This is a genomic window from Arthrobacter sp. GW822-FHT05G07 (genome assembly GCF_058799755.1).
Map to the genome: position 1 here is coordinate 24,056 of NZ_JBXALT010000014.1, position 12,639 is coordinate 36,694.

Annotated in this window: 10 protein-coding genes and 1 pseudogene; 5 read left to right on the forward strand and 6 right to left on the reverse strand. The window is 63.8% G+C overall.

Features of this window, described 5'->3' with window-relative positions; all coding sequences use genetic code 11:
• Positions 1 to 17 precede the first annotated feature (17 nt).
• The 4 genes from trxB to AC1RJY_RS21135 all read left to right on the forward strand — a co-directional run bounded on the left by trxB (position 18) and on the right by AC1RJY_RS21135 (position 3,708).
• Positions 18 to 1,019 (forward strand): thioredoxin-disulfide reductase, encoded by a 1,002-nt coding sequence (gene trxB, locus AC1RJY_RS21120; protein WP_079941746.1) that lies wholly within the window; start codon positions 18 to 20, stop codon positions 1,017 to 1,019.
• Positions 1,020 to 1,199: 180 nt separating this feature from the next.
• Positions 1,200 to 2,582: an FAD-dependent oxidoreductase gene (locus AC1RJY_RS21125; RefSeq protein ID WP_079941745.1), complete on the forward strand. Its 1,383-nt coding sequence runs from the start codon at positions 1,200 to 1,202 to the stop codon at positions 2,580 to 2,582.
• Between the two features lie 53 nt (positions 2,583 to 2,635).
• Positions 2,636 to 3,292, forward strand: a complete 657-nt coding sequence (locus AC1RJY_RS21130) for an arsenate reductase ArsC (protein WP_071416470.1) — start codon at positions 2,636 to 2,638, stop codon at positions 3,290 to 3,292.
• On the forward strand, positions 3,292 to 3,708 hold the full coding sequence (locus AC1RJY_RS21135) for an arsenate-mycothiol transferase ArsC (protein ID WP_071416471.1): 417 nt from the start codon (positions 3,292 to 3,294) through the stop codon (positions 3,706 to 3,708). Before AC1RJY_RS21130 ends, AC1RJY_RS21135 begins: the two co-directional genes overlap by 1 nt.
• 315 nt (positions 3,709 to 4,023) lie before the next feature.
• Here AC1RJY_RS21135 and AC1RJY_RS21140 read toward each other — a convergent pair whose 3' ends face one another.
• On the reverse strand, positions 4,024 to 5,547 hold the full coding sequence (locus AC1RJY_RS21140; RefSeq protein WP_071416472.1) for a SulP family inorganic anion transporter: 1,524 nt from the start codon (positions 5,545 to 5,547) through the stop codon (positions 4,024 to 4,026).
• Between the two features lie 178 nt (positions 5,548 to 5,725).
• Here AC1RJY_RS21140 and AC1RJY_RS21145 point away from each other — a divergent pair, with 178 nt between their 5' ends.
• Positions 5,726 to 6,106: a MerR family transcriptional regulator gene (locus tag AC1RJY_RS21145; protein WP_071416473.1), complete on the forward strand. Its 381-nt coding sequence runs from the start codon at positions 5,726 to 5,728 to the stop codon at positions 6,104 to 6,106.
• A 270-nt stretch (positions 6,107 to 6,376) separates the two neighbouring features.
• Here AC1RJY_RS21145 and AC1RJY_RS21150 read toward each other — a convergent pair whose 3' ends face one another.
• The 5 genes and pseudogenes from AC1RJY_RS21150 to AC1RJY_RS21170 all read right to left on the reverse strand — a co-directional run.
• On the reverse strand, positions 6,377 to 6,778 hold the full coding sequence (locus tag AC1RJY_RS21150) for a hypothetical protein (RefSeq protein ID WP_071416474.1): 402 nt from the start codon (positions 6,776 to 6,778) through the stop codon (positions 6,377 to 6,379).
• On the reverse strand, positions 6,775 to 8,820 hold the full coding sequence (locus AC1RJY_RS21155; RefSeq protein WP_079941738.1) for a site-specific integrase: 2,046 nt from the start codon (positions 8,818 to 8,820) through the stop codon (positions 6,775 to 6,777). The genes AC1RJY_RS21150 and AC1RJY_RS21155 overlap by 4 nt, the downstream gene beginning before the upstream one ends.
• Complete coding sequence (locus AC1RJY_RS21160; protein WP_079941737.1) at positions 8,817 to 10,442, reverse strand: hypothetical protein; 1,626 nt, start codon at positions 10,440 to 10,442, stop codon at positions 8,817 to 8,819. The genes AC1RJY_RS21155 and AC1RJY_RS21160 overlap by 4 nt, the downstream gene beginning before the upstream one ends.
• Before the next feature lie 104 nt (positions 10,443 to 10,546).
• Positions 10,547 to 12,088, reverse strand: a complete 1,542-nt coding sequence (locus AC1RJY_RS21165) for a site-specific integrase (RefSeq protein ID WP_498603281.1) — start codon at positions 12,086 to 12,088, stop codon at positions 10,547 to 10,549.
• Positions 12,089 to 12,117: 29 nt separating this feature from the next.
• Positions 12,118 to 12,561: pseudogene (locus AC1RJY_RS21170) on the reverse strand (ATP-dependent DNA ligase); the annotation flags it as partial.
• Positions 12,562 to 12,639 lie beyond the last annotated feature (78 nt).

Here is a 12,639-nt window from a genome sequence, read left to right on the forward strand (position 1 = left end):
CACCAGGAGAGACTTTCGTGAGCACCGACGCCAGTACCGACGTCCACAGCGAACAGCTGATCATCATCGGCTCCGGCCCCGCCGGCTACACCGCAGCTATCTATGCTGCACGCGCAGGCCTGAATCCGCTGGTTCTGGCCGGTTCGGTCACTGCCGGCGGCGCGCTGATGAACACCACCGAAGTGGAGAACTTCCCCGGCTTCCCCGGCGGCGTTCAGGGCCCGGAATTGATGGACGGGCTCCAGGAACAGGCCGAGAAGTTCGGCGCGAAGATTGTGTTCGACGACGTCACCGAGGTCAATCTGAAGGGTCACCTCAAGCGCGTAATCACCGGTGCGGGCCAGACCCACGAAGCACCGGCGGTCATCCTCGCCACCGGCTCGGCCTACAAGGAACTCGGGCTGCCGGAAGAGAAGAAACTCAGCGGCCACGGAGTCTCCTGGTGCGCCACCTGCGACGGGTTCTTCTTCCGTGAGCAGGACATCATCGTCGTCGGCGGCGGCGACTCCGCCATGGAGGAAGCCTCCTTCCTGACCCGCTTCGCCAAGACCGTCACCGTCGTGGTCCGCAAGGACGAACTCCGTGCCTCACGAATCATGGCCCAGCGCGCCAAGGACAACCCCAAGATCAACTTCGCGTGGAACTCCGCCATCACCAAGATCCACGGCGACAGCAAAGTCACCGGCGTGACCCTGACTGACACCCGCACCGGTGAAACCCGTGAACAGGCCGCCACCGGCATCTTCGTCGCCATCGGCCACCTGCCCCGCACCGAACTGGTCACCGGACAGGTCGACCTGGACGACGAGGGCTACATCAAGGTCGACTCACCCACCACGGTCACCAACCTCCCCGGCGTTTTCGCCTGCGGAGACGCCGTCGACCACCGGTACCGCCAGGCCATCACCGCCGCGGGAACCGGCTGCGCGGCCGCATTGGATGCCGAACGGTTCCTTGCCGCCCTGGATGATGCCGACAGCATCGCCACGGCCCTGGTCGAAGAACCAACCCACGCCTAACCAATCGGACACGGGAGGGGGTGAACTGGATGGACACCGGATGCTGCACCGACACGGGCTGCTGCGACGAGGACGATCTGGACTGCTGCTGAACAGCACCGTCCCGGCCTGCCGGCCCCACAAGGACCGGCAGGCACCCTGACCGAACCGCTACACCAACGGATGAAACAAGAGGACAGCATGGATTCACTGAAGAACCTTCCCATCGCAGTGATCGGCGCAGGCCCGGTAGGACTGGCCACCGCAGCCCACCTGCTCGAACGCGGACTCGAACCGGTCATCTTCGAAGCCGGCCACACCGCCGGCGCCGCGATCGAACAATGGCGCCACATCCGGCTGTTCTCCCCATGGCGTTTCAACCTCGACGACGCCGCCGTCCGTCTACTCGAAGCCACCGGCTGGGAATCACCCCGCCCCACCGCCTTGCCCTACGGCGGCGAACTCATCGACAACTACCTCACCCCGCTGGCCGCCACCGCGCAGATTGCTTCCCGGCTCCAGACCGGTGCACGTGTCATCGCCGTGACCCGGCAAGGTATGGATAAGACCCACGTATGGGACCGAGACACCACCCCGTTCGTTGTCCGGGTCGAGCACGACGGCGGAGAAACACGGGACCAGACCGTGGCCGCCGTCATCGACGCCTCCGGCACCTGGTCCACCCGCAACCCGCTCGGCACCTCTGGCCTGCCCGCCATCGGCGAGACCACGGCCAATGACCGGATCTCATCGCCCCTGCCCGACGTTGTTGGCCGCGACCGCGTCGCTTTCGCCAGCCGCCGCGCCCTCGTCGTCGGGGCCGGTCACTCTGCAGCGAACACCCTGATCAATCTCGCCGACCTGGCCAAGGAAGAACCCGGCACCCGCATCCTCTGGGCTGTCCGTGGCGCGTCCGCGGAGAAGGTCTACGGCGGTGGGGACGCTGACGGGCTCCCGGCGCGTGGCCAGCTCGGCTCCCGCCTCCGTCGCTTGGTCGAAGCCGGGACCATCGAGCTGCACACCGGTTTCGGGATCGCTGCCCTGAAAAACCTCGACTCCCACGTGAGCGTCGAAGCCGTCGATGGACGAACCATCGAGGCTGACGTCATCGTCCCTTGCACCGGCTTCCGCCCGGACCTGGAGATCCTGCGGGAACTGCGCCTGGACCTGGACCCTGCCGTTGAAGCGCCCACCGAACTCGGCCCGTTGATCGACCCTGAATTCCACTCCTGCGGCACCGTCCCAGCGCACGGCGCGAAGGTTCTGGCCCACCCCGAAAAAGACTTCTACATCGTCGGAATGAAGTCCTACGGCCGGGCACCGACCTTCCTGCTCGCTACCGGCTACGAGCAAGTCCGTTCCGTCGCCGCAGCCCTCGCCGGTGACCAGCAGGCCGCGGACACCGTCCACCTCGAACTGCCCGAAACCGGCGTTTGCTCCAGCGACGCCGGCACCAGCTGCGACGTCCCCGCAGCAGCCACCACACAAGAGCCCGAGGACCAGGGTGGTTGCTGCGCTGCACCGGAACCGGCGTTCGTCGGCTTCCCGACCGGGCTCGCACACGGCCGCTCCGGCGAAAACTAACCACTCATCGCGACAGTCATCATCGAGCCGGACCCACCTCAAGGAGTACTGCCATGACCGACCACCAGGAACCAACGCTGGGACTGCGGGACAACACCGAAGTCCTGCACCGTATCAGCAACCGCCTCGCCGACCGCTACGCCGGAACCTTCGCCGCCGAAACCGTCGAACGCTACGTCTTCGAGTCCTACACCGCCCTGGCCAGGACTGCCAAGATCAGCGCCTACCTGCCCGCCACCACCGAGCACTTTGCCAACGACAGGCTCCATGCACTGGCAAAATCCAAGGGCGCCATCGTCTCCGACGTGGCCGAAGTGTTGTTCGTCTGCGTGCAGAACGCCGGCCGGTCGCAAATGGCCGCGGCGCTGCTCAACGTCGAAGCCAAAGGCAGGATCCGGGTCCGCTCGGCCGGGTCCCTGCCTGCATCCGAACTGGACCAGACGGTCGTCACCGTGATGTCAGAAATGGGTTTGGACCTGGGCAAGGAATACCCCAAACCACTCACCGATGATGTCGTTAGGGCTTCCGACGTCGTCATCACCATGGGCTGCGGTGACTCCTGCCCGATCTACCCCGGCAAACGCTACGAAGACTGGGACCTCACCGACCCCGCAGGCCAGTCCCTGGAAACCGTCCGAGACATCCGCGACCAGATCCACGACCGGGTCAAGGATCTGGTCGCCTCCCTCACGAAAGAAGCAGCACTCTAATGGCAACCGAACACCCCGCGGTCCTCTTCGTCTGCAGCAAGAACGGCGGCAAATCGCAACTCGCCGCCGGGCTCATGCGCGACCTCGCCGGTGACAGCATCACCGTCTACTCCGCAGGCACCAAACCAGCAGAGTCCTTGAACGGCCAAGCCGTGGACTCGCTGACGGAATTGGGCATCGACGTCACCGGGGAATACCCCAAACCGGTCACCGACGAGGTCCTAAACGCCGTGGAAACTGTCATCGTCCTCGGAACCGAAGCCAAGCTCGACCCGCCGGCCGGCAAGCGATTCGAAATCTGGGAAACCGATGAACCCTCAGAACGCGGGATCGAAGGCATGGAACGCATGCGCCTCGTCAGGGACGACATCAAAACCCGCGTCCAAGCCCTCTACAGAGTCCTCACGACAAACTAACCCGTAAGGACTCCATCCCAGGTACCGCGAAACCGATCCTCACAAAGCAATGGTGGCCTCTTCCGCGTTAGTGGAAAGGGGCCACAGTCATTCCCCCCGGGGCCACAAATACTTGACGCAGCCACTGCTGGGAGGCCTTCCAGCTTCAGTGCAGTAGCAAACGGCCCCGATGCCGACGCCGCGTGTGGATATTCCGGGATGGTCAACAGCTCTGGGTCCGTAACTCCATCATCCGCCTATGTCTTCTGTTGTGCTCTGGGCCGGGGACATGTGCCGGGCAGCCGGCGCTGGCGGCAAGCCAGCGCCGACCAGTGGTCAGTGTCCTGCGCCGAGCTTCCCGCCAAGGCGTTCCTGCATCAGCAGGCTGGCATCGTTGAGGCCGATGATCTTCACGTCCGTGCCGTGCGCGTGGTACTTCTCCGTAATGGCATCCAGCGCAGCAATGGTGGAGGCATCCCACAGATGGGAGGCATGCATGTCGATCACCACATGCGCCGGATCGTGTGCATATTCGAACTGCGTATAGAGATCGTTGGAAGAGGCGAAGAACAGTTCACCGTCCACCACGTACGTTGCGGTTTCCCGGCCGTCCACGGCCTTGACAGTCCGCTCAACGGTGACGAAGTGCGCCACCCGGCGGGCGAACATCACCATGGCAACCAGCACGCCTACGCCTACGCCGATGGCGAGGTTGTGGGTGGCGACGGTGACGACGACGGTGGCGAGCATCACGGTGGTTTCGCTCTTCGGCATCATCTTCAGGGTTCCGGGACGGATGCTGTGCCAGTCAAACGTGGCCACGGATACGAAGATCATCACGGCCACCAGCGCTGCCATCGGGATCACTGAGACGACGTCGCCAAGGACCACCACCAGAATGAGCAGGAAGATTCCGGCCAGGAAGGTGGAGATCCGGGTGCGGGCACCGGAAGCCTTGACGTTGATCATGGTCTGGCCGATCATTGCGCAGCCGCCCATGCCACCGGTGAATCCGGTGACGATGTTCGCCACACCCTGGCCCCATGCTTCGCGGGTCTTGTTGGAGCGGGTGTCTGTGACGTCGTCTACCAGCTTGGCGGTCATCAGGGATTCCAGCAGGCCAACGAAGGCCATGGCCAGGGCGAACGGGAAGAGAACCTGGAAGGTCTCGAACGTGAACGGAACATTGGGGATGAACAGCATCGGCAGCGATTCAGGCAGCTCGCCCTTGTCCCCTACAGTCGGGACCGCCACGGATGCGAAGACGGTGATGAGCGTCAGGACCACGATTGCCACCAGCGGGGCCGGGACGGCTTTGGTGAGTTTGGGCAGGCCAAAGACGATGGCCAGGCCAAGAATAACCAGCGGGTACACCAGCCAAGGAACGCCCAGCAGTTCAGGGACCTGGGACATAAAGATCAGGATGGCCAGGGCGTTGACGAAGCCCACCATGACCGAGCGCGGGATGAACCGCATGAGCTTGGCAACACCCGAAAGGCCCAGAATGATCTGGAAAACACCGGCCAGAACGACGGCGGCAATAAAGTAGTCCACACCGTGGGACTTCACGAGCGGGGCAATGACCAGGGCGATGGCTCCGGTTGCTGCCGAAATCATGGCAGGACGGCCACCGACGAACGCAATGGTCACGGCCATGGTGAACGAGGCGAAGAGTCCCAGGCGTGGATCAACACCGGCGATAATCGAGAAGGCGATGGCCTCAGGGATCAGCGCCAACGCCACGACCAGGCCGGCGAGGACTTCAGTCTTGAGCCGACGCGGTGACATCAGGGTGCTTCGCACGGATTGCAGTTGCTCAGGGGTGTACGCCGGAGGATGTTCGGCTTTTGTGGCGGCCATTGCTGGCTCCGTTCATGGTTGAGAAGGCGGGCTTCTGAGGCCTTCGTTTGCTAATGATCAGGGGACGCCGCACTGCGTCAGGGAGGTGGGGAACCAGGTCGGAAGGTCTCATCCCACGTCCCAAACTCTACCCTAACGTGATGGTAGAGTTTAAGCGAAACCGAGAACGGAGGCCCTGATGACGACCAAGGCCAGTAGCACCAACACCATGCACATCGGCGAACTGGCAGAGCGGACAGGCCTGTCCCTGCGCACCATCAGGCACTACGACGATGTCGGGTTGCTGCCTGCAACAGGGCGCACCGAGGGCGGGTTCAGAGTGTTCTCCTCAGCGGATCTGGAACGCCTGATGGTCATCAAGCAGATGAAGCCCTTGGGCTTCACTCTCGAGGAAATGGCGGAAATTCTTGAGCTACTGGACTCGCCCGACGGGACATCCACCACAGGGTCCGCCAGACTGGCGACGTTCCTGGACAGCGCGCTTCACCAGCGCAGCAAGATCGCCCGAAACCTGGCCCAGGCAGACGAATTCATCCAAAGACTCAGCTGCCGGAGCTAACTAATCGTGCGTGTCGGGTTTTGAATGACTCCTCTTCCCGGCACGCACCCACGCTGGCAGCATGGGCCACAGGGGCGGGGGAATATCAGCTTCCATTCAGAGGCGGAAGCCCGCTTGTTGAGTTCTCAGTCGAGTCATTGAGCGCCAGCACGACACGCAACCCAATTGTCCGGTCGCTACACTCCAAGACTTCCCCATGTGCAAAGCAGGATCCAACTTCTGAACTACCGGGCCAACGGAGGTAAGGCTCCTGATTTCGGACGCTCTTTCTCAACTCGTTCTGATGGCGTGGACGATCCCTCCAGACTCTGCCAGCCGCCGTCGGAGTTCTTCATTCTGGAGCTGTGCAAGGTGAAGGGTCCCAACGAGGGTTTCATTGTCTGCTTTGAGTTGCCGGATCAATTTTTTATCGTCCTCCCGCAAGCGTTTCAGTCTGGCGGTCTCCCGCCGTAGGCGCCGTTCGCTGTCTGGTGTCCCGCCGTTCGCTCGAACCTTCTCGTAGAAGAGGTTCTTGAGGTCGAGGTGCCGTTGGGTGAGTGCGTTTCGCGGTACGTCTGCCTCTGTGGCGAGGGCCACGATGGTCAGGGCCCCGTTGGACTTTTCCGGTCTACCGGAAATAATTCGTGCCATGGCCGCCTGGATGCGGGAGCGTTCGTCGTGCGCGGGGCTCATCTGGTCTCCTCGAAAATGATACGGGAACGCTCGTGCTGCTCGGCTTCCTGACGAAGCCGCTGGGCCCGGGCTTCCATCCGGTGTCCGAGGGGCTCGGGTACCATCTGGACCTGCTTCTCCAGGGATTCGGCCTCTTGGCGCATCAGGTATGCATGATCATCGGTTCGTGCGATGTTCGCGCAGGAGGGGACACAGCGGTCCAGGCGCGGTGCTTCGCGTTCGGTGATCCTGTTGCAGAGTGCGCGGTCTGGTTTGTAGACGCACATGAGCATCGCGGACGGATTATCGTAGACGGTCAGCGATGGGTTTTCCAGAAGGGCGCGGGCCTGCCTCGCGTTGACAATCGCGCCAACGAATTCGGGGGCCTGCCTGGCGGCGTTAATGGCTCTGCGTGCCGCCGGGCCCGAGATGCCTGTGCCGTTCGTGAGATCTTCGTTGAGCGAGGCGAGGGTGTCGGCAGCGGCGAGAGCCGTTTCCAGGTCGAGCAGGTCGTGCATTCCGTTCCGGCTCCGGGACGCGTAGCCGGCACTCATGGCGGTGCGCATGTGGCCATACTGGACGGCGAGTGCGACGAGCCCGCCGGGGCGTCTGGCGATGTGCCATGCCAGCGTCCGGCGGAACCGCGAGACCCCGATCGAGCCATACCTGTCCTCAGGGATCATCTCGTGAGGCCGGTCCAAGGTCCTGGCCATGGTCGAAGTCCATGCGATGAACTTCTCGACGCGCAGATTCATGGTGTCCGGCGGCAGGCCGCCGAACAGATACTCGTCGGGGTTGATCCTCTCTACTGTTCGGATTGCCCGGACCACCGGTTGGATGGCCACCCATGGAACGTCGCGGATGGTTCCCTGCGGTACGTGGTTCCCGTCGTCGTTGACGGCTGTCTTGTAAACGCGTCCGTGGATCAGGTAGCGCCCTGATTCCGGCTCCGGGCAGCAGCCCCTTTCGAGTCCTTGGATTTCACGCGGCCTCATTCCCGTCAGGTATGACACCACGATGTAGGCCGCGGTCGTCAGGTGGGTCTTGAGTGTGCCCACTTCGGAGTAATCGATGAATTCCTTCCAGGGACGGCCATCGATCGTGCCGGAAAGCTCGGTGAGAACCGGAGCAGGACCATCGGCGGACAGGAGCCGTTCCCGCCAGCGCCCTGTGATTACCTGGTGGTGGACCTGGTGTATCGCCGCACCCGTTACGTAGGCGATGTATGTTGCGGCGAGTCCGCTCCTGTTCCCGGCTGCCAGGCTCGGCAGCGCTGTGCCGGCGGCGATGAAGCGCCCTAGGTAGTCCTCTAGCATGGCCCGGCCTTCTGGCGTGGCGCGGTTCTGCTTGCTTCTGGCGAGCATCTCTTCCTTCCGTTGGACAGCGGTGAGGATGTCTTCGGCGAAGTCGTCGACAACGCGTAAGGCCCAGGTCAGCAGTGGGCCCATAGTTTCGGGAGTGATTGGCTCCGTCGAGTTCTCTCCCATGGAAGACCCGGCAGGGAGGAAATCATCGGCACCTTCGGTCAGCCATGGTGGTTCGCAGAGGCCGACAGGGAAGGGGTTCGAGGAGTCCAGTGCCCAGAGCCGTGTCAGGGCGGCGAGGACTTTCTGGACGGGGTTGCGCGACATTGCCCGGTCCATTGCGAGGTGGAGGGCGTAGGCCTTCAAGTCTGCCGGAGTGCAGTCGCGGAGGGATGAGCTTCCCCTCTCTTCCAGCCATTGGCAGAATGCCCTCCATGCGGCCACGGTGGGATACACGTGTCGGGGTGACACGGTGGTCCGCCACCGGGGGTGTCTGCCGATCAGGAAGGTGGCGGGCAGCGAAGTGTTGATCAGCAGCCATGTCAGGTGCCGCAGTTCCTCCCGGAAAGCCGCGGGCACAGTCTTCCAGTGGATCGTCGTGCGCGATACGCCAGGACCGTGCGCCAATGCGTTCAGGCTCCAGGACAGGTCCCCGTATCGGGGGACCGGGCCGGTGAAGCCTTCGGAGACCAGACCGGGCAGGATGGCGTGGGCATGAGGTGCCGGGCGCGAAGCGGCCTCTTCGATTGCTAGGGTCACAGGTCGTACTGTCCTTCCAAAAGGCTGCTAATGGTTGCTCTGTCGGTGGAGGTCACGCTGGCCAGGGCGTTCGCCCAGACCTGGTCACCGAGCCTGCGTCTGAGGTCCTCGAGACGCGTGAACGGGTTGCCCCAGTCCGGTGCCCAGATCTCTTCGCCCAGGACAGAACGCAGGCTGGCCAGCGAGCGGTGCAGGTATGCCAGGCGGGGATGGTGCATCGGGTGTATCCGCGCGTTCGGGCAAGCCGTGCACATCAGAAACGAGGCCCGACATCCCATTCCTTGGGGACTAAATGGACTGCTCTTGTAATCGCAGCAGGCGACGGTGGGGGTCTCCTGGGAATCCGGGCGGACCGTGTCGGCAAGCTGAGCGCGCAGGACGGTGTGCTGTGCCTGGGCGAGTGCGCTCTCGGCGCCCTCGGCGATGATCGGGACGTATGCCTGCTGCACCTGGGGCTCGGGGAGGACGTAGACCGCGTCGTGGGTGTCCTGGCTGTTCTGGCCGGGCTCCCTGCGGTGCAGCACATTGACCGTCTTCCGCAGTCTTTGCAAGGGAGCGCCTGTTAGGCCGGTTTCCCGGAACCAGGAGTCTGCCGCGTTCTTCGTCAGGCCGATCCCGAATGGTGTCACGGGGGACGCGTTCCTAGGCCCCGGCAGGGAATTCCGCCAGATGAGCAGGAAGTCCAGGGTGCTGTCGGCGGCAGTAACAAAAGCCCGCGCGTGAGAAGTCGCTTCCAGAGCCTTCGAGATCAGCCGCCCCGGAGTGTCGGCGCCGGTGTCCGGGACATTCCGGGTCTCGAAGTGGCGGCCGGCTCCCCGCCGCCGCTTCTCCAGCTCCAGCCGGTAGATGGGGAATCCGTCCGATCCGCCGTGCTGCAAGGCCCGCGGCGTGCGCATTTCCGACACCACGGTCGCGTTGAGTCCGAACTCCATCACGAGCAGTACGGCCAGCGCATACACTTCGGACCGGCTCAGGAAGAGCCGCATCCATGTGTACTGCGGGGCCTCTCCGCCGAGGACGGCGACGTAACGGTGAATAGTACGTTTGGTCCCGCTTTCGCGAAGCTTATAGGGGACATATCCGGTGCGGGCGAGTGAGTCAAGGGCCTCTCCAATGATCCAGTCGCGGCTTTGCTGCTCGAAGGATCCCTCACGCCATCGCCGTAGATGTTCTGTGTTGGCCCAGATCCTCAGGTGGGCGGAGCGGAACATCTTCCGGGCTGCAGCCCGCACTTCCTCGAATTCGTCCGGGGCCAACGCCCTTCCCGTGGACGTGACCAGGGGAAGTCGCTTGGCCATCGCGGACCTCGTCGCCTCGCTCAGCTCGTCGTGTCTCCTGAGGAAGCCACCCAGTGCAATCACCTGTGAGTAGCCGTAGATGCCTTCCGGCCGGCGCATCCGCCACCTGTTCCACAACGCCGGTGTGATGTCGACGAGGCGCTGGGGCGGATTGTCCTGTTCGGCGCAAAAGCGCCCGAATGCGGCAAGGCGGAACCACATGGCTTTACTTGACGGGAGCGAGTCCCACCCACCGCCCGGAGCGCATTTCTCGGCGAACCACCGGGCAAAGGCACGCTGCAGCTCCGGGCCCACCGGGATTTCGTCGAAGTTGAACGCGCCCACCCGTCCCTTCCTGTCACGGTGCTCGACCTTCAGCCCATCATGGGGCCGAGGGACCGGCCGGTGGTGGGGTTCCAGCGGCAGGGCAGCACGCTGCCCGCGGCCGCTCACAGGACAGTCTCGTCGTCAACCAGGTCCTGGATCGCGCCCGTTTCGGCTGCGAGCCTGGCGAGAATCCAGGAGACATCGTCGGCCGCCCCGCCCTCCGGGACCCCCGAACCAGGCGCAGGCGAGGAGATCAGCGAGTGGAGCTGAAGGTCGGAGACCGGGGCCAGATAGATCCGGCGAGTGGTTTCGACGTCCGCGTGACCGAGAAGGTCCTGGACCATCCGCCAAGGATCCCCGTAGAGGAGGCGGAAGTCGCGGCGCTCCTTCGGTGTCAGGCCGAGCCGGACATCCATCGCGTGGTGGAGCGCGACCAGCATGTAGAGCGCGAAGGAATGCCGGCACATGTGCGGGGTGCAGAACGGAGCATCACCCATTTCTCCCGACAGGGTCTTCTCGCACCGTTCCGTGGCGGTCCGGAACACGCCCTCCCAGGATGTCGGCTGAAACGGCAGACCGGACTCGTTGAGCCACAGCCACAGGGGTTCAGGCCCCTCGGGTCCTTCAGTGAAAAGAAGTGCCCGCTCTTCGACACTTGCCCGGGCCAGGGCCGTCTCACCGAGCATTCCGTCGCGATCACGCCAGTGGAGGACCTTCATCCGGCGCCCGGAAACCGACGTCACCAGACGCATCCGCGGCAGAACGTCATACCGGCCCTGCCGCTGGGCACGGCGGATCACCCTCGCCCGGCCCGCATCGCAGTAAGCCTCGATCTCGCCCACCACCGGTGCTGCCATATAGAAAGTGCGGGCACGCTTTGACTTCGTCACCACCGGCGCCAGCCGGCCCGAGTAGTACCGTCGGTGTCCTACCTCGGGCTGCGGGACCTCGACGGTGAGAAGCGAAGCGGCCTCAGTCAGCCGCAAACCCGACGAGAACAACAGATTGGCGAAAGCCGAATTCCGATCTTCCATACGCCCGCCCCACGCCGCGCCCGGCCCACCATCCGCGGAGAACCCGCGCAAGCCCACATCCACCCAATGCCGGAACATCCGCGGCGTCAGCCAGCGCACATCACTGGACCTCGCATCCTTCGCCCGGGCGGCAGGCACCTCCACCGCCTGCCCGTGCCGCCCGATCGCCTCCCGCGTTTCAATCGGGCTCGCGGACACATATCCCTGCTTGACCGCCCACGAGTACAAGCGGCCCAAAGCCGCGAGGCCCCGATTCCAACGGGCACCACCGACCCGCCGCGGGTTGCTCAGCGACCTAGTGCGCCAGTCCTCGAAATCCCACAGGTCATCGGGGCCTGCCTCATCCCAGTTCTTGTCTCGACGCCACAGGAAGTCGAAGAAGATGCAATAGTCCGTCGCATAGTTCCGCTTCGTCTCCTGCTCCAGCCGGGCGAACGATGAACGGACCAGGAAACTGGCCAACCGTCCATCGACCTGGCAGTCCGGCGACAGCAGGATCGGCGTCCCAGGACGCACACCCGCCCGCTCCTCGTCCTCCGCCAGGCCACCCCAACCGCCCAAGACCGGCAATCGCTTCGACTCGACAGACCGCCCCGCCGGCACCCAAAAAATACGCCATTCTCGCACCACTCACACCCCTCTTGAACCGCATCAACACGCTAATTCAACAGGGAATTGAAAATTAAGCCCTCGACGCCTACGGCTGGCATCTCTTCAAACCACTGAAGGGCTTGTTCCCTGTCCCTGGTCACGGGCGAGAGATTCAACGGGGGCACCCAGTCAGCGGCAAGGTGTTCCAGGAGTTCCCGGCGACCGGCAAGGGGTGTTTCCCGTATGTCGTGCCCGGCGACGGCCAAAAGATCGAACGCGACGAACGATGCCGGCCGTTCCCTGGCAAGCGTCGGTAGTGCCTTGATGCCAGTGACCAGGCGTTTCTGTAGGGCGTCGAAGTCTAGGCGCTCCCCTGCCCAGATCACGGCCTCCCCATCAAGGACACTGCCGGGCGGAATTTGGGACGCTGCTGCCTTTATCAGCTCGGGGAAGTAGCGGGATAAATCCTTGCCCTGGCGAGAGAACAGGGCCGCGCCGTCCGGGCTCACAAAAACGGCCGCCCGGTAGCTTTACTGGACCTCGTCAAGGCCACGGGCGTGTCCATCGGAAATGATTCCTTGGAACAGCTG